The following is a 23,146-nucleotide window of genomic DNA, read 5'->3' on the forward strand; positions in this document are numbered from 1 at the left end:
AATGAGGAAACACCATGACCATTCCCTTTTTTCGGGACGGCTTTGCCCTGCCCGTTGCCCACGCGTTGCTGGTTCAGCTTAACCTAGAAGTCGCTAAAACCGAGCTCAATCTTGAGCGCTTAACCCAACTGACCTTCAACTTTCGCAATCCCGGCTACAGCGCCGAGCAAGGCGGCGTACACCCAGTCGAGATCCGCCTGATCCGTGGGCTCGATGGCTGGCTGTTCGATTACGTCACCGACTTCAGCTACCAGGGGCTTGGCCAGGATGCTGAGCTCTGCAAGGAGCTCGATTTCAACTTCCTCGATGGGGAACACACCATGTTGGGCTGGGGACCGTTGCGACTGGCCGAAGTGCGGGAGTTGTTCGATATCTGGCAAAGCAACTTCATTGCCTACTGCCGGTTGGAATGCTTCAGCGTCACGGTTGCAGGAGATTAGGAGGACACTATGAGCCAAGAATTAGCGCTCTCCCACTACTCACGTCAGTGGCTGGGACGAGTCGCCACAAGCGCCAAGCTAACCCCCACCTGCAGTGGTCAGCGCTGGCTGCTGCACCTGACACCGGATAGCCCACAAGCTCGCGCCGTCACCCTGCAAGTCCGTTGGTCTGGGGCGCAGTGGCAACTGCTCTCCCTCAGCAATGCCGAGGACTGGCACACCATGAGCCAGCCGAGAGATGAAATCTGTATCGACCCCAAGCGCCGCTGTTTTTGGCATTGCCAAGCAGGGCCCGTGCCACTCATCGAGCAACCCCGCGTGCTGGCAAGCTTTCTTACCGACTTGCAGCGCATCTGCATCCATCGCGGCTATGCAGTGGAGAGCGACCCCATCCCCGACAAGGAGACTGAAGATAATTAATGCTGTGCTAGCCATCGAGCTGGAGGCTTACCTTGAACGTAATGGCCAGATTGAAGCAGTGCATGACCAAGGCCAGCCGGTGGATGGTTATGCCCTCTATCTGCGCTATGAAAACGAACGGGCTGACGCACTGGTGCAATGGCTGTGCGACCCCCCGGATCACCGCTGGCTAACATAGTTCGGCACCCTGCTAACCACCAGTTACTACATTCCGCTGCACGACTACACCACTCACACCCTTGTGGCCTGAGCACCGCCAGCCAATCCTGCAACCACCACATTTACCAACCCATTAACCAAACACCTCGCCAACCCTGCCGCATCCGACGCGGTGGGGCGATGGCGTATGGAGCACAATCATGTTGCATCACAAACTGATCGCCGGGGAGATCCCGGCACCTACCGGGTGATTGATCTTGTCACCGACGACGAACTGCTTACCATCGCCCAAGCTGTTGCACGCCAGAAACTCGCCAAGGGCATTGCCATCACCGATAAAGACTTGGCCCTGCAAGGACTGCTGCAAACACGGGATCGCGAAGCTTTTGCAGCTCTGTTCCTCGATAACCAACACCGGAGCTTAGCCTACGAGGGACTGTTCCTCGGCACCCATCCATACGGTCTTGCCAAGACCAGTCAGGCCAATATCGAGCTTACCAGACTGCTCCAGGAGGCCTTGAAGTTGGTAGACGAGCACCTGCTGGATCATATCGTGGTGAGAGCTTCAGGAGTTGTCCTCGTTTGCGGAAAGAAGATCGCTTCCATGATTTTTAGCCAGACCGGATTATCCCAGTCTATCTTTTCAAAAAAAGAATCCAATTGCCCCCCTTGGTCGCTCTTCCAATAAATATCCTTAGGTTCACATCACATTCTCGTGCGAGCCCACTTTGTATCTGTGTAGTGACAGTCTAAGTTGGGCTGAACACTCATATATCAGCTCAGTCAGCTAGGACAAGGTAGAAATCATGTCTCAGGTGGAGACAAGATCATGACCGTGAGCTAGGAAAAGCTGAAGGTGCTTATGCGATAGTTCACTCGAAGCTTAATCACGCTGCTGGGAGGCAACGAACAAGATGCATCTACATTCTCTCGTCTTCAAAAATTTTCGGAGATTGAAGGACGCACGTATTGATTTTGCCAATGACCTGACGATCTTCGTCGGCGCCAATAACAGTGGTAAGACTTCTGCCACTCATGCGATTGAGCTTTTCCTTTCGGGCGGTAAGGACAAGTTTACAGTTCACGACTTTTGCGCGAGCTGTTGGGCCGATTTCGAAAACTTTCCAGTTGAAGGTACAACCGACGCGAAGGTCGAATTTCCGACCATATCCCTTGATGTCTGGATCAGCGTAGACGCAGACAATCTCTATCGAGTGGTCGAACTGCTCCCGCGTGCCGCTTGGGAAGGATCGCTAGTCGGCCTTCGGATCGAGTTCTCCGCTAAGGATTCCGCACAGACACTCGCAAACTTCAGGACGAAGGCGTCTGATGCAGCCAAGTTTGCGCAAACCAAAGAAAAAGACGGACAGGACTACAAGCCATGGCCGCGCAACATGCGCGACTATCTCTCCCGGGAGCTGAAGAATGAATATGCTCTGCGCTACTTCATTCTGGATGAGGCGCAGCTCAAGGCGGAAACTGCCGACGTGGCTTATCAGCCCAAAGAGATAATCGGTGGTGCCGAGCGATCCGGACACACCGTCATCAACTCGCTGATCAAAGTCGACCTCCTTAGCGCGCAACGCCACCTGAGCGACGGGAACGCTCAGACAAGAACCGAAGACCTCTCGAAACGCCTGAGCCGATTCTACACCCGCAATCAAAAACAACGGGATGACGATCACAACGCGCTGAGAGCTCTCGCGCTCTCCGAGGATCAGCTCACCAAGCACTTTGCCGACGTATTCAGCGACACATTCAAATCGCTCCGCAAGCTCGGCTACCCAGGTCTGGCAAACCCCACACTAGAGATCCGATCGGCACTAAATCTAGAGCGCCTCATGGGCGACCAACAGGCGAAAGTTCACTACCTCCTCGAAGAGGCGACTGCCGAAATGGAAGCTCTCGCGCTCCCAGACAGCTATAACGGGCTTGGGTTCAAAAACCTCATCTATATGGGCGTTGAACTCCTAGACCTCCATGCGGCTTGGTCCACCACCGAGGAAGGCGAAGAAGACAAGCGACAGCCTATCCACCTCATTTTCATCGAGGAACCAGAGGCGCACATGCATGCCCAGCTCCAGCAGGCATTCGTACGCAAACTAACCGACCTGATTCCACCCTCGGGTGGTGACGGCTATGCGACGCAATTTGTGATCACCACACATTCGCCGCACATTCTCTATGAGCGCGGCTTCCAGCCGCTCCGTTACTTCAGACGCTCATCGGAGACCGGTGCAAAGCAGAGCTCAGCCGTTTTCAACCTGTCGGTTTTTTACGATCAGAACGAGCCCGACCGGGATTTCCTTCAGCGCTACATGAAGCTGACGCATTGCGACCTCTTCTTTGCGGATGCGGCCATTCTGGTTGAAGGAAATGTTGAGCGTCTCGTCCTGCCACTGATGATTGCGCACGGCGCCAAGAAGCTCAGCGCGGCCTATCTGAGTATTCTTGAAGTGGGTGGCGCTTTTGCCTACCGATTCCGCAAGTTGATCGAGTTCCTCGGTCTGCCAACACTGATCATAACCGACCTCGACAGCGTGCATCCAGGATCGACGAAGAGGGAAGAAAAAGCGGCAGCAGGATACGGCGCTGCCGCTGAAACGGCGCAAACGGAGGAAGACGCGGAAGAAGAGTATGATGACGATGATGAGGGCCAAGATGCAGAAGGTAAGAAAAAGCCCAAGCCAAGGTCGAAATGTCCCGCAGACACACCCGGTGCAATCACGGCGAACCAGACCCTGCGCCAGTGGCTTCCGGGAAAGTCGTTGATCAATGAGCTCCTGGCTGCGCCGGCCGACGACAGACTTCAGGCTCCCACAGTGGATGGCGGCGCGCATGTGATGGTCACCTATCAGTGCCCCGTGGATACGACATGGGGCAAGGATACACTTGTGCTCAAGAGTCGTACGCTTGAGGAGGCGTTCGCCTATGAAAATCTCGTCTGGTGCCAAAAAAAGGAGCATCACGAGGTCGGACTCCGCTGGGCCAAATCGTCCACGATGTCGCTTGAAGAGCTTGCCGCAAAGATCCATAAACGGGTGAAGGGAGAAAGCTTCAAAAAGACGAACTTCGCGCTAGGACTCCTTGCTAGCAACGATGCTAGCTGGGTTGTCCCTGCCTACATCCAAAAAGGCCTCGATTGGCTCACCCCTCATGTCGCGATCAGCGACGACACGATCAAGAGCGCCGCCACGAAGCTGGAACCTGCTCTCGACTTAGCACTCAATACTGCTGGGGCTGCGAAATGACGAGCCGCGCTGGCAAGCCGGATACCCCGGCTGATATCGAGCTTCGGGCTCTCCTTGATGATGATGCTTCGACAGGTTTCGTCATGGTCTCGGGCGCGGGCTCGGGGAAAACCACTTCGATCGTCAAAGCACTCGATCATCTACGAAAAACACGCGGGCCCTACCTTCACCAACGGGCAAAGAAGATTGCATGTATCACCTACACCGAGGTCGCCGTCGGCGAGATATGGGGAGATGTCGGGAACGATCTGCTTTTCCATGTTTCGACCATTCACAGCTTTCTCTGGACTGCCCTTAAGCCTTTTCAGGCAGACATCGCGAACTGGGTGGATCGCCGGCTCGATCAGAAAATTGCAGAGACTGAAGAGAGGATCGCAGCGTTCACGAACCGGACGCGGGAGAGCACTCGGGCCCAGGCTGTAGCCAACATCGAACGTTACCGTGAGCAGAAGCTGAAAATCGTCTCTGTTGACCGTTACACATATGGTGTCGGCAGTGATTACCCTAAAGGGATTTTGGGGCACGATGATGTGATTAAACTGTCCACTGAACTCATCCGATCTCAAACGCTCATCGCTAGGGTCGTCGGTCAGAAGTTCCCGTTCGTTTTCGTAGATGAGAGCCAGGATACGGCTCCGGATGTTGTCGAGGCGCTTAAGGCAGTATCAGCGACACTGGGCTCGAAGTTCTGCCTCGGCTTCATCGGTGACCCAATGCAGAAGATTTACACCATGGGCGCGGGCGCGATAGAGCCTCTCCCAGGATGGAAAACCATCGAAAAGCCGGAGAACTTCCGGTGTCCTGTGGCAGTTCTGAACGTCATCAATAACATCAGGGCTGGCGGCGACGGTTTGACCCAGACGGGCGGCAAGACTGAACTTGTTGGAGAAAAGCGAAAGTCCGTCCAAGGTACAGCAAAACTTCTGGTCGTTCCCAAGGATGATCGGAGTAGGCGGTTGGCCGCCGCTCGCCAATGGCTAGCCAATCAACATGCCGATCCCCTCTGGCTTAGTGATGAACGAGAGGCCGATGTGAAGGTATTAGTGATCGTGCACCGCATGGCCGCCAGTCGTCTCGGTTTTGGTGGTCTCTACGAGGCGTTCCATGACGAGACGACTGCAGGGATCAAGGATGGGTTCGACGATGGCTCGCATTGGTCAGTACAGCCCTTTCTGAAGTGTCTGATACCGCTGATCATGGCCAGCAGAGCTGACGATCAGTTTGAGGTAATGAATCTGTTGCGCCGCTTCGCTCCGTCTCTTCAGCGTGAGCACGTGCGCAAGAATGCCCTGCCGACGATCCTCAAGGATCTTGGCGTAAGGGTGAAGTCCCTCACCGAGGCATGCGGAGCGACCTCAACTATCGCTGTATTCGAGGCACTGAAGCATCTTCGGGATGGCATGATGTTCAGACTGGATGATCGCCTACTGACTGCGATGGCCGAATATAACGCATCCGTTCCCCCTGCGGACTCAGGTGACGTGGCAGCTTTGCAGAAGCTGCTTCACACTCCTATTAAGGAACTCTGGGGCTACCGGACCTATATTGAGGATCTGTCGCCTTTCGAGACACATCAGGGGGTCAAAGGGGCCGAGTTCAGTCGCGTCCTGGCAGTTATCGATGACGAGGAAGGTCGCCACAACCAGTTCTCATACGGGAAACTTTTCGGTCTTACACCGCCGTCCGAGAGGGACGAAACCAACCGTCTTGAGGGCAAAGAGACAACTTTCGAACGCACACGACGTCTGTTGTACGTCTGCTGCTCGCGTGCCGGAAAAGATCTGGCTGTGATTTTCTTCGCAGATGATCCAGCGGCGGCGCATGCCGCTATCTCAGGCCTTGGGCTGTTCCCGGCCGAAGACGTCCATAATCTGGCAACCGATTGAGCCTGATTGCACGCTGGTAAGATGGTAGGGCCGCGGATATTCAAGGAGGACATCGAGTGAACCCCTGCGTTTCTCATATTCAAAATGACGTGAGGGAGATGGCCGCAGCGAAGACCGAGCGTTCCGTCATCTCTATTCACCGAGACAGGATTGACGACATCAATTCCACAGGAATGGGATAATACGTCTACTTGATGCAGGGCCATAGTACCGCCTCTTCGCCGATAGAGAAGAAGGTTGTGCACCAGTTCATGGTTATCTCTACTTGGATATCCATCAGAAAGATAAGTCTGATTAGTAAAGATAATCCAGCGAAGGCAGGGGGCATCAAAGTACAGAGAACTGGCATGATACCAGCCCTCTGTCGGACTATTAGGATTCACTATTTTTTACAACCGCAGGATACTCAATATTATTTATATCGTATCCATATTGTAAATGTGTTTGAACTACTCAAGGGAAGCAGCCAGATTTTTAGCAGATGTTGCACTTAAAGTTATGAATAAGTTCACTTCCGTTACAATATGGGTCTTGTTCAGACGACTTAGGAACACCATAATCCCTACGGCTCAGTATAGTAGACCAATTTAATGGCAATGGAATCCACACGTAGAATGAACAGCAACTATTCGGAAAACTGGCAGCACCTCAAATCTATCTTGACTGGATATGCAACGACAAATCGAAGCTCTAGACTTTATTCATATACGGATCATACCCAAGCGAAGGCACTATCAATTTTTTTAGCCCACGCCACCCTAGCAACTCCCAAGTTGGACAGACCAACAGTAGAAGCTATTCTCACTGGGCGGACAACTTGGCCATGTACTAGTGCAGCGCCTCCATTTGTGGGAGGGAATATACCTCTTTCGTTTCTTGAAGAAAACGGCTTGGTAGCTTTTTATACAAACTGGTGCTCCATACACTGCCTGAGAATGGGAAACGTGCACAACGTTGATCCAAGTCTGATCCCATTGATCCAAACCATTGAGCATCTAAAGGACATCAGCTATGGCCAGAATGGCTATATCCAACCACATTATACAATGCCCGAAAATGAGCTGGATAGGCTGCTGGTGACACATTTTGGTAACATACCTAGAGTGGAGCTTCTTCCAGCACTACTCCTTGAAAATGGCAACTTCAAACTGCTGCCTGGTAATCAAAACTTCAGCTCACTAGTAAGTACCTATTTGTGGCTAAAACTATGTGAGTTACTAGAGCCAGAACAGGCATTCGAGCAATGGATCCTGTGTCTGCGCGTTAATTGTAGCTGGGCTATGCCCGTGCTATTTGATTATCTTAACAGTTCAGATAAAAATATATTTCACGACCAACTAATATCCTATTTAAATAAAGATGCCGCACTCAGTCTCTCCATAGATACCTTGTGGAAGCAATGCATCAATGAGCACGACTTCTCAAGTATCCTCACCCCCACCAGAGTTCATGTTGGTATCACAATTGGTGCTGATGAGAGTACACATTCAAGGGATGAAGACATAATTGAGCTCGAGAAACCCACATTGGATACCCTAAGTGCGGCCTACGGTTCATCACCTTGTAAAGATGACACAAATAATTTGCAATTTGTCCGTCAAGGAAAGCATTTTAGGCATTGGCGGGAACCCGTAGAGTTCTACAGTGCATTAGTATCCAATACAATTGAAAATAGCATCTATCTAGAGGGAATTACACTCCAGTCGTCGGGTTTCACTGACGCTCTGCTAGACCTAGCTGCCTCCCGACCGATACTGAAACATCTACTGTTAAATGTACTACCAAAATACGAAAACAACACCTACAAGATTTTTTTGTTATCAAATATTGCTACCTGTGACATTGCCTTATTTTATCTCTCACAACGTTCACCCGCCAACTCACGCCGAGAGAATAATCCATTTATTCAGGACTTTGACAAAGGCTATCAATATTTAGTTTGCCACGAATACCTTCGCACGATCGAGAAAGAGTCCGACAGTGGCCAACGCCTATTCAATGTAGTAGACCTATTGGGCGACAGATGTAACAACTTGAATACCAAGGATTTCTCTAAAAATTTTGAGTATCAGTTTCTACTCTGCCTGTTAGGTAGTTTAAACCATCAGCATGTCATTCAACTCGGCCAAGCATTTGCTCAATTCTCGGCAACAAGCGAAACAACTAAAATCAACCAGTCTCAGCAGCACCATAGATATCTTCTGGGTTTCTGGTTAATGGAACATCTTGAGGATACCGGTATCAATCCAACAGGTACGTTAAACAGCTTGTTGAGAACAGGACTTCTCAAATACTACAAAATAGAATTTGAGGAAAATTTGGAGGGGCACCGACGTAGTCTAGAACCAAGTGCATTTTTTTCGGCTCTTCCTTGGCACAAGCTCATTGAGCAAGAGGATGTGACCCCACTTCTCGCACTATCGAACAATTGTAATGACTGGCTGAGGAGACTGAATTACTCGAGCGAAAACAACTTCGTGTGTGCCTCGACCATTCGACACTATCTACAGATATTGATGTGTGTGGGGCGACCGCAAAGAACTTCCAATAATTGGGATCGCATTGCAAACCGGGTGGCTGAAATCGTCCGTACTCTGGGTTTCGGTCCGCGCGAGCAAGCTACTTATTTGTTCAACGAAACATTTTATGCTAGGGAATACGATCTGTGGACGCAATTTTGTTCATACACCAACTTGCTCCAGAACAGTCTGTATGACGATCTCGTCGAGCGCGTCACACCACTTATCCCCTTGGATCAGTTATTTGTCCTGCTTGAACGCTGCTCTGTTATTGCGCGAGCTCAGCGATTACAGAACATTATTGCAACTCGGCAAAACCCTGAAACGGAAGACCTGGGACTCTCTGAGCTTGAGAAGGCTTTCGTCTCGGCCTGTGATACCGGCCATAAAGACCTAGCAGCTAAGCTGATAACTACCGCAAAGGGTTTTTTAGCCCAAGAACGCTTTGCCAAAACCAGTAACCCTCACATTGTTAGAGCCCGCAAAGTCTGGTCGAGTTATGAGTACAAATGGCAATTAATGGACCTTCTCGCGACCCAGCTCCCTCCTGATAAATTTGCAGAAGAAGCTCGGAGACTCCCAATACCACACGACCACAGCAATCAGCCTTACCAAGAAAATGATCAAGCTCACTGGCAAGAATGTGAGTATTTTAGACGGTATATTATCGCTGCAGCTTACTGCCAAAAAGATCCAGAAAAATGTGTACGTATCATGAAAGGTCTGTATCCAGAAACTAAAAACAACCACCACAATTTTATGTTGCTCAAAGGATGCTTGAGTCTTTATGCAATAAACAAAGATAAATTGGGACTGCGGCAGTCTTTATCACAGTTCCTGAGCAACCTCGGCGGCATTGAACCTGAGCATATGCCATCCCCTTGGATTGCGACTATTTTAGATATTTATCAGCAGCTTCATGATGCTCCAAAAGCCGGCATCTTTTGGATGCAGTTAAACACTGATCAGCAGGACAGGGTCGAAGTTCTGCATCCATACTGCAAGATACTTATTGCGGAAGGAAAATCGTTAATCGCACAGCAAATAGTTGATCGTTATCTCGAACTGAATCAGCAGGCATCCGAGGAACTAGGACTCGAGGAACTAGGACTCAACGAGCTTATTAATGAACTTGCCAAAATTAGACCACATGAACAGTCTCTAACTCAGTATATCCAGATAATGTTCGAGGAGTCACAACGTAGCACAGCTCAACTTACGAAACATTATAGTCAGATCGTATCCAAAGAATTTGAAGACTATGTAGCCATCGTAAGTCATGGTAAATCGACGCATGAATACTTAAAGAATATAGTGTTAGAAATAACTAATGAATTATTACTGCGTAAGAAAAATCTACAACAGCATTCAGTGACTCCACTCGGAAAGGTAAACGCCAGGGTCACCCAAGAGGACTTAATCAACGACTGGTTCACGTCGCTGTTTGATAAACGAATGGCCGAGGCTCGTATTGGATTTAGGGATCAAAAACGCGGAGGTCAATCAGCATCCGGTAAAACCCCTGGTGAAATTGATGGTTACATCACCGATGCAAAAAACAAGCGAATTGCAATCTTTGAAGCGTTTAGGCTTTTTTCCATAGATAAAACAGTTATTGCCGACCATCTTAACAAAATTTCTGGATATGATAACGAATCACTCAGTCCTATTTTTATAGTAGCATATTGTGACGTCAGTAATTTTGCTGGACTGATTGGCGGATATAGTGATTTTATTACCAATCAAGATTACAAAGGCTTCAGTATTGACTTGGAAATTTGTCATAACGTTGAAGTCCAGCGTAACACAGATCTCCTATGGCTGGGTATGGAACGTCGTTACCGTAATCATCAGGAAGTAATTTTCTATCATCTACTACTAAATATGAGTATTAAATAATATTTTTCATCTCAGCATTGCAATTACTAACAACTCTAAATTAACCATGACAATATTAAAATATCACAACCGACATAAAACAATTTATCATCAGTTACAAACTTTTTCTTACTTGTAACTATTCCAATCTCTTCGATAAATGATCAATTTAACGAGACCGTCACAAATATGGCTGTCTCGCTTTTGAATTATGCAATCCCTATAAATTGCTAGGCTACAGCAAGCCCGATTTCGCGTTCCTTGGCATGCCAGATCACAAATAGTTCTTCAACAAGAACCTCACCCGCTTCGTAGGCATAGAACTCTGCAGCCACCTTGCGCGGTTGGGTCAACCAGATGGTGGACGATGTCTCCATATTCCACTCAATGAAAGTCCGTGCACGCTTCATGAATCGCTCATTGATGTCGTTCTCAATGCTCTGATGGTTCGACATCAAATGCATTCCCATAGGGCAGGGAAAAGCTACAGCCGTCAAATCATGCTCCTGGGCAATACTAATGGCTACATCAAAATAACTATCAACGATCGAAGACTCTCCGTGCGATGCGAGGAAATCCTCCATCGGGTTAATCGCTCGAATAATCAATGTATCTCTGTCAGCATCTAATGCAGGTACACGCTCGAAATAGAGCAAGGCCATACCAGCCAGACACTTCTGGTCTGGAGCAAAAACGAGTAAGTGTGCATGTCTCGATTCCTGCCACATAGCAGTATTTCCACGCGTACAAATGCCAGCGGCCTCCTTAGCGAAGAAGGCTGCCGGAGACTTCGAGACAAATGCCTGCATTGTCGTGTAGGCCTCTTTCACATTCTTCTTCCGATCAAAACGCTTCTTCTGTTTTGCTGCCCAGCGGCGGTACACGCGTAACACTGTTTCACGTGTGTTCGTCAATGTTAACCTGAGAGCATCTTTAGCAGAAAGAGAGTCAGCGGTATAGTGCATGCCTAGCCGGGAAGCCAAGAGCGATGCATCTGTATCTAACAAACTTTCGACGAAATCTATCTCAAATACATCCAGAGCATCCCCCAACTGAACATCGAATAACTTATGAAGGGAGTCTACCTGTTGGGAAGTGAGCAGGCCGGGATCGGCAATCTGTTCGATCCCTTTGACTCTTTGATCCAACCAAACACACACATTCGAGTCATCTCCAGCGATTGCCATCAGCACGCCTAGATGCGAAGTCAGCGACCAGACATCAGCAGCCGGATCGAGCAACCTCTTCGGACTCAGGTAGCGACATGCTGTATACATATCCTTTTGCCGACTACTTGTGAAATTTACTGCAAACTGCGTGGCCTCCTTCAGAGCGTGGAGGCCACGTAGATCAATCAACTCATCCAGTTGCTGCTCCGTTTGACCCCAACTCATAGAATAGGGGGTGCCTGTAGCAAGCCAACTAACGTCTGGTTCCCGTCTAATCACCCGATGCCAATTATCACGAACCGTTCTCGATGTGGTCCGATATACTAAAGCAATCAGATCAGCTTCTAGGTCACTCAGCTCCGCCCTCGTGGGGCCATTACCAGTAAGAAGCTTGCTGAGCTCCGGTGCAAACTGAGCAATCCGGGTACGTATCTCCTCCACTGGAGATCCAAGTAGATCGAGTATACTCAACACAAGTACGCCACCAGTTTCTGTGAGTAGGACTTTCAGTCTAGGAGCAACTTCGCTCCTATACTCTTCGTGCATACGACGACGTTTCTGGTGGTAAGCTTCATTCATCTCGTCGTCAGCCAAAACCGGAAAGGGGCCTAATACAGCACCAATTTGCTGGTCGATAACAGACTCAACAAAATCCAGATTACTCTTCAGTAATTTGAAGTTTTTGCGTTCAAACGCATCGTCCAACAAAATCTTACTTACAGCATTCACTCCACTCCAGAGTCGAATATCTTTGATACCCGGCGCATCATTGTGATACCACTTCAGCAAGGCTGAAAGGCCATATAGTCCACGCTCTTCTCGCACATAACGCAGCAGAGTTGCGCCCAGTGGAGCGAGCTTTAGTGCCTGCTTCAGATGCGTGAAGGTACGCAACTCTCCCGCCTTCAAAAGGTAGTTGAAAGAATCTGTATAGCCTCCCCTGCCAGCCCGAGCAACCCACTCCACGACCGTTGCTACAGGCTGATCATGAGCTCTCTCTCCGGCAATATTCAGCCAACTATCAAGCTGATCCGCTCTGAGCTGCTTATAGCAGTGCTGAAAGGCCAGGACACTCTGTGCATCCCGATATCCATGCTTGACCAACACTTGAAGAAAGGAAATCAAATCACGTTCTGCTAAAAGATAGTCTTCAGCCAATGCCAACTGGGCAAAGGTGAACAAATGTGGCGCAGCTAAAAGCTGCTGTAACTTAGTGGTGGCAGCAGGCGTTCTATCTTCTCGAACACCTGCTGCCAGAATGAGAGCCTGACAGGCTGCTAGCGCTGTGACATCGGCACCAGCCGCCCGCAACTCCAATGCTAATTTTTTACTTGGTGTCTGCCCAGAATCAAGCAGACACTTAAATAACCCTATATCGACTACTGAGTGAATACCCAATACATAAACTAAGAATGCCCAGCGTTCCGGCTGTATTAGCATCACCTGCTCGCCTAGCGTCTGCAACAGCTTAGAGAGCTCGGGACTGTTGAGTTGAAGGATTTCCACCGTGGCCTTGAGCCGCTGCGGATCGAAATCCTTCACATCTAGCCTGACCAGCTGAACAATAACTTGCGGTGCTACACCGGAATCCTGTAGCACTTTTATGACCTGACGAAATTGCGATACCTCATTCAGGGTCAACTGCTCGTCACTGTAGTAGCGCGAATTACTGCGCTTAGGTAACTGAGATAAGACATCTGTAGAATCAATTACCCCTAAGTTGACTAGGGTAAGAACGATCATTCCGTTGATCCTTTGATCCACCTCACGGGCTATGCGATTTACCTCATCCATCCGGTACTCGCCCAATTGATAACAGGCCTGCATCAGACTGATATCTACAAAACCAATGCGGTGAAACACCTCGCGAGTTCGAGGTGTTTGTAACTTGCGAAGCGCGAAATCTAAGGAAGGGCTAAAGTAATCTGGGTTTAAAATTGTCCGTTTAATTTGCAACCTAAAAATCAGGCACCTTCCTTCGAATGTACCAACCGGTTGAAGCAGAAGTCGCGCCCTCTGTACATTGACCCTAGATGGTAGAAAGAGCATCAAATACTGCCCCGACGTTGCGGCCCTCGTAGGTAATAATGGTATTCCACTTGGTATACGCAGTGCCATACGCAAAAACAGCTCAATTTCCGGCTCACACTTGAGCATTCGCTCACCGTGAAACACAAGATGCTCGCGAAACGCAGTGATACGCCCCCGAAGCTGCTGAATTTGACTACCCCCCCCAAATGGATATCTGCAATTCCGCAACTGAGGCAGCTTCAAGCCAAAGATGATACGAGCTCGAAATTCTCGATAAGCATTCCGCACAGTAATGGCTTGACCTCTCAAATTCTTTCCCTGACGACCTTTATTGTTGAATGGATGACGGAGATTGTAAATTGTTCTGCGTAAGTGGTCGTATAAACCACAGCAAAGGTTGCTTTAACCACTTCATTTTTTTGTAATTTAATGCACTTAGGCATAGCTTTCTGGTGTTTGTTTGAGTGCGGTAAGTTGACTTGGACTGGGCGCATCGAAACTTTGATAGCGATCCAAAGCGATTATCTCATCGCCATGAGAATGGAAAATGCGAGTGAATGTCCATCGGCCCCCAAAACCATCGTTATGGTTTCCACCATACACGCTTTTTTCACCTGCCAGAGCCCAGATTGCAACAAGCTTCTCTTGCTTCAGGAATGCTAAAAAAGCTTCGCGGTCGATTAGTGCAGCACTCCGTCCGGTCATGCCAACTGAAGGGTCCATGAAGCGAACGACGCCATCCGCACTAACATACTTGATTGTCGCGCCATCGGTGAGGCGCAGACCAAGGCCATCCATCAACCAACTTGCGGGAAGATGAAGATTAATGCTTTGTTTAATCGATGCGTCGTAGCCTGAGGCTTCTGCCAGATACTTTGCTGTTGTCGGGAGAATACTAACTGCTTTCTTTATAGCACCATAAGGGTGCCACCTTCTTATCCATTCATTATCGGGGCCCTCTTCGCCATCGTCTGCACGCCATGCCCAAGGATGTTCACCCAAATAGGAATGAAGTCCGCCACTGCGGGCCGAAGGCACATCGTCATCGCTCTGGAAATGGTTGCACTTTACCAGTGCCAAGGCAGTTCTGAGATCGACCTTTCTAACTACAAAGCACGCAAGCCGACGCCAAGTTTCCCGTTCTATGGTCTCACTACCTCCACGCCAAGCCTCAAATCCATTAAGTACTAGCCACCGTCCAGCATCCGCTGGGTTGGTAACCTCAATGTTATCCGGGCCATCAAACATGTCCTGATTGTTGCTCAGCCAATCTAAGGCTTGATCCGCCGTCACAGACTTTAAATCCGGCGCCGGCGGAACCCAGAAGCTGGCTTCCTCGAAACGGCGCCAACCATCGTCTTCTGTCTGCGTTACCAGCAAAGATGGATCTATGTTGCGCAGACGCATAATATCGCCAGCTTCGTCTCGACCCGGCAAGGGCTGAAGATTATCGGTCATCCTTGCGCAGAGCTCATAAAGCGCAATCCATTGATATTTTTTGCCAATGCGCTCAACTGCATGAGTATGGCGATCGTTCCTAATGGAGGCATCAAAGTCACCGTGCAGTCCTTCGGACCACCCGAGGTCATGGGCTCGTTTGCACACCCAGCGCCTCGCCCAGGCGAGATTGAACTGAGCAGGCTTATCAAGTTGATGGACAACCCGTTGAAACATTCCCGCTCGGCACCCAATTGATGCCTCTGCGCTCCATTGTGCAAATATCTGCTCACCAACACTCGCTCGGAAAACCGCCAGTGCTTTGTCAACGAACGGACGCCTCTTCCAATAGTTGTCATCGCTTGCTTCTAACATTACGTCCAGGAGAGCCTTATGAGCAGCTAGCATTTCGGGTGATGCCGTTATACGGAAAGTATCAAACCAGCGCTGCGCAAGATCCCTGGCTGTAGGAATAGGTCCCGACCACTTGGCGGCAGCACTCCAATCATTGACCGCATAGTCGAGTTGGTAGCGAGCAAAGTCTCCATCGAAGACTGTGGATCTTGTGATCTCATCGCGCTCATAAGACTCGATTTTTTCCTCTGTGACGTACTCTATAGGCCAAGCACTCCCGTAAGGCTGGTTGATCAGATAGGAATCGAAATCTTCGGGTAGAACTCCCTGGCTTTCAGCATATCGAACAAGGCCTCGTGCGTGATCGCGGGTCAAGATATTGGCTGGAAAGTCGACACTGGCGAAAAGGTCTGTATGAAGATCTTTGGCAACGAAGAAAAGCCCATTCGCGCTCCAGCGCCCCTGCATGGCAGCACCATAGATCGCAGCAACCAGACGCTCGGTAACATATGCATCATCGAGGTTCTTAAAACGCAGCCATAGGGCGCTTGCCAACTCTGGACGACTGGCCAGGAGAACCACTAGGGCTTTGGTGGCGGTATCGCGTACCGTCCGTGCCGAGGTGGTCAGAAACCAGCAAAGTTGAAGACCCGCCAAGGCTGCTCGTTCGGGACGAATCGCATCCTGATCAGCCTCGTGTATCCAATCGATGAGGCGCTCAGCACGTTTGCTGGGATCGGCCAAATGCGTCGACCAGACAGCATCTCGTTGAGGCATGGGTAAAGCGCGTAATTCCTTATCTAGGAATTCAGCATTGTGATCTCGTTCAGGGTCAGTCGAAAGCGCAATCATGGTCTCAAACCGCAGCCGAGCACTACCCACCTCTTCAATCAACGTCCAAGTACGCTCATTGAAACTTTTGTTGCTGCGATTCAGCAGGCTTTCTTCAAAAGCCCCCGATACAGCCCATGGTTCAGGCAAGTCCGGCATATCAGTTAGTTCAACACCAAATCGCTCTGGCAGTTGTACGGCAAGAGCTTCGAGTAAACCGGGCGTAATCGGCGAATACAAGTCCATGACGGCTCTACGAAGCGGCGTATCTGCTGCAAAGGCTGTTGTTGTATCACCACATACAACACTGCGATCTAGGAGACTGCTGGCAATGGCATGATCACTCATACGCTGAAAGGTAAAACTATACTCCTCCTCTGCATCGTCCTCATAAGTCGGTTGTGCTGTTAATAGGCCCTCGTTTTGAAGTTGAAAGAGAAGGTCTTGTCCAACTGGATTCGTGGGGGGAAAGAACTCGGACATGATGTCGTAAGCACGGCTACTGGCTACTTCTTCACGGCCTGTGTCTGCCATTTCCTGCGCGAGAGCCTTGATGGCGCGCTCTACCAAGCGGCGCTGAGGCACAACGTCTATCTGTTTGGTTACCCGTTTTACAACGGCTTCGGTATACAGCTTGAATACCGCTGTAACGCCACCGAGTCTGTTCGTCAGAATTGCTTGGTCTTCAAGTTGAAGCGTATCGCAGCATATACGCAGGAATAACGGTATCTCAAACTCCTCGATTGAGTTGGGCTCTTCAGCCAAGTAAATCCCCCGTTTTTTGAGATACAGCCGCGCCTGCCGTACCGAAAACCCCTCATGCATGACCCTCGGCAGTGTTGTTTCATCAAGCTCATCAGGAATGACTAAGCGCTCGTAGGTCGAGCGACAAGATAGAATCAGGCTAATCCACTCAAACCGGTCTACGTCATGCACCAACCCAGCCAAGCGTTCAGGCCAGATAGCCTGACCATTTTTTTCGTTGAGAGCATCAATCATCAACAAGGCACGAACACCCATAGCCTGGCCAGCAGCATTGAGCGCCCCCAAGAAGCTCTCGGCTGGGAGATCTCGTGGAAGACCTAGATCCTTCATGATCTCTTCCCAAGGTTCTCCATCCGGCAACTTCTTACCTAGAACCATAACGGCAGGTTGCTCTGTCTCAATGACGTGATCGCAGATATCGGCTAAGAGATGTGACTTGCCTGAGCCTGCCTCTCCAATAACCAATAGCGCGCGGGTATCGACATGTTTCCAGTGCTGCTCTGCCAGTGCATGGGATACGTTATTGATGGCTGATAACAGGTTCGAAATGGCGTTCGCTAACGCATTGGGCTGGCTCGAGGAAATTGTGTCCCTCTGCGTGCTATACCAAGGCATAACCGCATCCCTGGCCATCTCAAGCGTTTCACGTAATCTAACTATCGGGATCGGCCCGCTTGGCATTGAGGCAATCTGAACGAGGGCCTGGATTGCATCGTTGCAAGCAGTGACTGCTGCGGTATCAGCTTGATTGGTCTCGGCCAGTTTCTTCTTGATGTCTTCACCGAATGCAGCCAGTTCAGTAAAGAGGAAGGGATCCCTCGTAGTGGCCTCGATTACACGCCGAATCGGCAGATAGATGTGGCTATCGGGGCTATAACGTTCACCAAGTTCCGTGCGGGCACGTTCGAAACTCTTGCGAAACCACTCGATAGTTAACAGAGTCTGATTGAACCAATAGGCAACTCGGCCCGCAGCGGTAGGAGTTGATGCAGTAAGGCGCTTTTTGAGTTCAAAGGCGCCCCAAAGATCGATCTCGATCTTCCGGCCCGACGCACTAGCCGTGGCGATGCTCTCGTTTTTCCAGTTATCCCATCGTTTCTGCGCAGTTATGGCGCCAGTTTTGCGAGAGTCGGATAGATCAAATGGAAGACACGCAATGAACCGTGTCATCTTTGGATGCTTGATAAGCGCTTTGCTTAGGGATTCATCAAGCGAACGTATCGCGTTTGCAACGTCCCAATAGTATTTCACCTGCCAACCAGTCTCGGTCCTATCAGACAGGACAGCGAAGCATTCTACGCCACCATCGCCTCCAGGCCCCTTTCGAGTAAAGCGGACGCAAGTAGGGGACAATAGTTCGTCACCTGCGAGTTGGCAGCACAACTCTTCAAAGGCGTTAGCCTGATTCCCCCGGTGGGAGCGAATTAAATTGAAATCTATATCGGGAAGCGGCATCGTTTCAGTTCCATCAATTACGTTGCGCAGTGCAATCGCAGTATTTTCATAATTGTGGGAATGAATATATCCCAAAACAATTATCTGTTGGCCAGATAAACCAATGGGTCCCGACAATCACGTTCAACCGATTGAACTAGGGCCGATTCATTCAAAGGGTTATTTACACTTCTCACACCACCAGCCATTCGGGCCATTGCCTCTATCGCCCCCGCAGTGAGGACAAGAACCCAGTTTGATAGAGGAGTACCACTGGCGTTGTGTGTCGCTCACAGGTTGCGGACTGGCTACCAGACTGGTCTGTTTCTGGGTTGTGCTGCTTGCATTTGTGCCACCTCGCATGCTGGCGTAGGAATACCGTGTAGACGCTTCTGCCTTTACAGTTCTTGCTATTCGTTTCGCACGAGATCTGATGCAAACCTCGCGATAGCAGTAGCCGTCAGCATCAAGGCGTTGGTGCTGTAGCTGGCAATTACGGCACGCGGTCGGCGTAGATCGTGGATACTGCCCCCCATTGCTGGTCTTGTCACTGTCTTGCGCTACCCGTGCGACATAGTCCCGTGCTCTCTGGGCGGTGCGCTCCTGTTCAGCCAATTTCATCTGAGCCGTAATCGCCGCTTGGTGCTCGCGTTGCATCCTTTGCTTTGCCTCATACTGACGCCGCGCTTCCTCCAGTTGTTCTTGTTTTAGTTGCTGCTGTCTGGCTTTCTCCTCTGCCTCTTGCCGTCGCTGTTCGGCAAGCTGCTCCAGGGAGATCAGCTCCATCTCCTCGCGTGGGTGATAGAGCCAATACAGGCAGTTGGGATTTTCGCTGAGAATCGTCAACATCAAACTCGTCGTGTCCATCCCTGCAGGGCGAGACTTATCGAACATCCGGTCGCCAAACTGGCTATAACGAATAGCCAAAACGCCTGTTTTAGGGTGTTTGGCAATGAATCGCCCAAGCCACAGCGGGTACAACCCTACAGGCTCGTGCGCGGCAGGAAAGTGTAAGGCAAGGCGGAAGTCTGGCCGCGATACCAGCTGAAAGAGCCCTGCCGGGACACCATGGGTCTCAGCTTGCGGAACAAATTGAACGCCTATATCGGCATGGGCCTTAGCAACCAGTGCCTTGACCCCATCAAACTGGGTGTAATGGGCAGGGGTATTGAGCTTAACGACACTTTCCAGCTTAGAGAGCAGCATCAACCGCACACTGGTTTCAAAGGCGTAAAGGCATTTTTCCTTGCTATCGCGGTAATGCGCGAAGCAGTGACGGTTGTGCTCACCTTTTCTGGCAACAAGCAATCCTTTACAACTGGGGCAATGACAACCGGCGGCAAGTCCTCTTTCAACATCATCGACCGAGACAATTGCACCGGTCTCGATCTTGATTGCGAAGGGTATTTTATTCTGAAAGTCCATCAAGCAGTCACCTGAATAAGCTCAACCTTCATTTCTGGTAAGCCGTAGAATAGAGTGGCAATGTCCTCTGCCTTATCCCTTCATCTGCATCCTTTTGAGTCTCCACCACATTTATCAGCTTGGTACCTTTGTACTAAATAACTGCACCTAATCGTGCTACACCATCCCGAATTCATTGATGTATAGGGCCTGGCGGCAAAGCCAGACATGACCTTGTGATTGTGAGAGCAACCGAAGTTGAGCAGCACTTCGGCAATATGCTGGTAGAACGTGGTACAGACAGCACAATCTTTTTCACCACACTGTGATTAACTCAGTATATGTCGCCTGTATACTCATGCCGATACTGGTTACATACACATGTCGCATTTTGGAGCACATATGACCCCCAAAGAGCTTACTTGGGATCAGACCCTGCGCTTTCGCCTGCTAGAGATCGTGTTGCAATGGGAAGGACGGCTGACCACCAATCACCTGATGACTGCCTTCAATATCGGCCGCCAGCAAGCATCACGGGATATCAACCACTACCTGACAAATCACTCACCAGAGGGGCTAGTCTATGACCGAAGCCTGAAGGGATACAAACCGACCGAGCAGTTTGTGCCGCGCTTTAGTGAAGGAAAAGTAGATGAGTACCTGATGCTGTTGCACCGTGAAAAACAGCACCAACGCCAACATGAAGCGGGCCTGCTGACACTGCCGCTGATGGATTTGCGCTACGGCCATATCGAGATCTTGGATGTACCCAACCGCCATATCGACCCCAAGATTGTGCGGGGTCTGGTGCAAGCGGCTCGTGGTCAGTTGCGGGTCGATGTCGATTACGTATCCCTCAGCTCAGAGGAGCAGAGCGGCCGCAATATCGTGCCCCATACCCTGGTCTATGACGGGATCCGCTGGCACGTTCGCGCTTACTGCGAGAAGAAAGGGGTGTATCTGGATTTTGTGATGAGCCGGTTTCGTGGGGAATCTGAGCTACTGGATACCTCCCCTCACGGCCGGGATCAGGATCTTGAGTGGAACACCCAGGTCACTGCGGTGGTCATCCCCAATCCAACCCTCAGCGCAGGACAACAGGCCATCATTGCCAGTGACTATGCCATGCCAGATGGCAAGCTGCTGCTCAACCAGCGCATCCCTTTGATGCATTACGCGCTGGAGCGCATGCAAGTGAGCTATAACGGCGATCACGAACAGCATCCGCTGCTCTACCCGCTGGTGCTGGCAAACCGGGACGAGTTGGTAGCCAAGGGTTGTATCTTCAAGCTCCGGAGCCCGGATTTACGCGAGAGTTAAGGTATTTAAAGAAAGGGAATGCAGGAAAGCGGCATGACCCTCTCCAGCATTGAAGCCCCGTATGTATCCAGCCCCTAGAGGAGTGCTCTTTCTACGCTGCTGTATCACAACAGATGACTGAGTCCATAGTGAAGAGGCAATGCCAACGTAGCTGGGAGCGCTCAATACAGCCCTATGACCTCTGACAACTACCCACAATTTTCGTATCAGATTTCGGGCTCGGTATAACTAACAAAGCCCCCCAGAAATTTGGCTGAGCATACTTCACGCATCTCATGCAGAACAAGGCAGAAGCAGCTTACCACCGGACGGACTGGCTCAAAATTGACCCATGATGGATGCTTGGGCTGAATTTGTGGCTGGTGATTTGCCAACTGAATAAGAAGGAAGCGGCCATCTGGCCGCTTCCTTCTATGTTCTTTTTTTTAGCTTTTCTTGACGGTTGATGACATTGTTCCAAACCAGTGCTCCGACAGTTTTTGAGCCTGTTTGACTTCTGGCTTGGTCATTACAGCCTCCAGCTCGTCACGAGCCTGTACTGCTTCAGACATAGCTTCTGTGGCGGCCAGTGACAACCAGGCGTAAGCATGTATCCGGTTACGCGGGGCCCCCAAGCCTTCCTCTCGCAGTGTTCCCATTCGGTATTGAGCCATGCGATCACCTTGCTGGGCTGCCAAGCGATATTGCTTAAGGGCCAGTGCGTAATTCTCTTTGCCCCCTTGCCCCAAACGCAACATTTCACCGTAGGTATATTGCGCTGCCATGTGTCCTTGCTGAGCAGCCTTGGCATAGCTGGCTCTCGCTTGTTCCAGTGTCCCTTGCTTATGCTGTAGCTCCGCCAGCTCAAACCACGCCTTGGTTACGCCACCGTCAGCGGCCAGCGTTAACCAGTGGATCTGCTGCTCCTGGTCTACCTGCTGCAAGCTCAGTTGGTACTCGGCTTCGTGGGAACCATGACCAGCAGCAAGCTCCAGCCAGTAACGTCCCAAGGCAGGATCTGTGGGAACCTGTTTCCCTGCCAGATAAGCCATACCTAGCCAGAGTTCAGCTTCGGCAGAGCCCGCATTGGCTGCTCGTTGATAGGCCGCGAAAGCATTGGCGGGGGTGGCCTGTTTGGCTTGCAGTAACAAAGCGTCCGGTTGCTGCTGGGCAGCAGCCTTGTCATTCCAGCCTTGGGCGAGATCTGGTCGTTTAGCAACCCCTTTACCTTGCGCATATCGCTCACCCAGCAGGAACTGGGCATCACGGTTGCCCAGTTCGGCTGCCCGCTCTAGCCACTTGATAGCGTCCGCATCAGCCCCCGGTTGTTTGTTGTACCACCGGGCCAGGACTAACTGTGACTCGGCATGCTCCCGCTTGGCAGCCTGCTCGAACCAGTCGAGGCATTCATTCACCAGTTTGCCTTGATGCTGCTCCTGGCACATCAGCCCCAACCGATAGCTGGCATGGGTGTTACCAAGACGCGCAGATCGTTGCCACCACTGATTGGCAAGTGCCGGATTTTTAGGCTCACCGAGCCCAGCCTGATACCAGTCACCTACCTGCCATGCGGCGTTCGCGCGGGTCTGCTGATCGGCGGTCAAGGGGCCTGACTGCTCTGCAGCTTGCTGCATCCAGTGCATGGCGTTGGGGTAATCGGGCTGGTTTGCCAGACGTTTAGCCAGCTCATATTGGGCTCGGCCATCCCCCTGCGTTGCTGCTTGGGATAACTCGGCGTCAGTGAATGACGTAGTGGAAGTACAGGCGGCAAGCATGATGGCTGTCAGTGCCAGCCATAAGGCACGGTATGTCATGAGGAAAATCTACGNCTGCTTTATTAATTTATAAAAAAGCGCCTCCCAAGGGAGG

At 50.6% G+C, this 23,146-nt stretch carries 12 protein-coding genes; 8 read left to right on the forward strand and 4 right to left on the reverse strand.

The genetic code is table 11. The features are described from left to right. Positions 1–14 precede the first annotated feature (14 nt). From AACX78_RS17250 to AACX78_RS17280, 7 genes are all read left to right on the forward strand, one after another. Positions 15–440 carry a DUF2787 domain-containing protein gene (locus tag AACX78_RS17250; protein ID WP_159166927.1) on the forward strand — a complete coding sequence of 142 codons (426 nt, stop codon included), beginning with the start codon at positions 15–17 and terminating at the stop codon, positions 438–440. Positions 441–449: 9 nt separating this feature from the next. Then, complete coding sequence (locus tag AACX78_RS17255; protein ID WP_159166928.1) at positions 450–860, forward strand: hypothetical protein; 411 nt, start codon at positions 450–452, stop codon at positions 858–860. 4 nt (positions 861–864) lie between these two features. Continuing rightward, on the forward strand, positions 865–1,038 hold the full coding sequence (locus AACX78_RS17260) for a hypothetical protein (protein ID WP_236556352.1): 174 nt from the start codon (positions 865–867) through the stop codon (positions 1,036–1,038). A gap of 168 nt (positions 1,039–1,206) precedes the next feature. After that, a complete protein-coding gene (locus tag AACX78_RS17265) occupies positions 1,207–1,707 on the forward strand; it encodes a JAB domain-containing protein (protein WP_236556353.1) in 501 nt (166 codons plus the stop codon). Between the two features lie 226 nt (positions 1,708–1,933). After that, positions 1,934–4,270 (forward strand): ATP-dependent nuclease, encoded by a 2,337-nt coding sequence (locus tag AACX78_RS17270; RefSeq protein WP_159166929.1) that lies wholly within the window; start codon positions 1,934–1,936, stop codon positions 4,268–4,270. Beyond that, complete coding sequence (locus AACX78_RS17275; protein WP_159166930.1) at positions 4,267–6,156, forward strand: UvrD-helicase domain-containing protein; 1,890 nt, start codon at positions 4,267–4,269, stop codon at positions 6,154–6,156. Before AACX78_RS17270 ends, AACX78_RS17275 begins: the two co-directional genes overlap by 4 nt. A gap of 614 nt (positions 6,157–6,770) precedes the next feature. Beyond that, complete coding sequence (locus AACX78_RS17280) at positions 6,771–10,574, forward strand: hypothetical protein (protein WP_159166931.1); 3,804 nt, start codon at positions 6,771–6,773, stop codon at positions 10,572–10,574. A 209-nt stretch (positions 10,575–10,783) separates the two neighbouring features. Here AACX78_RS17280 and AACX78_RS17285 read toward each other — a convergent pair whose 3' ends face one another. The 3 genes from AACX78_RS17285 to AACX78_RS17295 all read right to left on the reverse strand — a co-directional run bounded on the left by AACX78_RS17285 (position 10,784) and on the right by AACX78_RS17295 (position 19,999). After that, positions 10,784–13,465: a hypothetical protein gene (locus AACX78_RS17285; RefSeq protein WP_159166932.1), complete on the reverse strand. Its 2,682-nt coding sequence runs from the start codon at positions 13,463–13,465 to the stop codon at positions 10,784–10,786. 723 nt (positions 13,466–14,188) lie between these two features. Continuing rightward, positions 14,189–18,670: an NACHT domain-containing protein gene (locus AACX78_RS17290; protein WP_201302888.1), complete on the reverse strand. Its 4,482-nt coding sequence runs from the start codon at positions 18,668–18,670 to the stop codon at positions 14,189–14,191. Positions 18,671–18,754: 84 nt separating this feature from the next. Then, the gene (locus AACX78_RS17295; protein ID WP_159166933.1) at positions 18,755–19,999 is read right to left on the reverse strand and encodes a hypothetical protein; all 1,245 of its coding nucleotides are present in this window, start codon (positions 19,997–19,999) and stop codon (positions 18,755–18,757) included. 381 nt (positions 20,000–20,380) lie between these two features. On the opposite strand from AACX78_RS17295, the gene AACX78_RS17300 reads away from it, so the two are divergent. Next, positions 20,381–21,298 carry a WYL domain-containing protein gene (locus AACX78_RS17300; protein WP_159166934.1) on the forward strand — a complete coding sequence of 306 codons (918 nt, stop codon included), beginning with the start codon at positions 20,381–20,383 and terminating at the stop codon, positions 21,296–21,298. Positions 21,299–21,723: 425 nt separating this feature from the next. On the opposite strand, the gene AACX78_RS17305 is transcribed toward AACX78_RS17300, so the two are convergent. Continuing rightward, positions 21,724–23,091, reverse strand: a complete 1,368-nt coding sequence (locus AACX78_RS17305; protein ID WP_159166935.1) for a tetratricopeptide repeat protein — start codon at positions 23,089–23,091, stop codon at positions 21,724–21,726. Positions 23,092–23,146 lie beyond the last annotated feature (55 nt).

The organism is Aeromonas sp. 9A (genome assembly GCF_963900955.1).
Taxonomy (GTDB): domain Bacteria; phylum Pseudomonadota; class Gammaproteobacteria; order Enterobacterales; family Aeromonadaceae; genus Aeromonas; species Aeromonas salmonicida.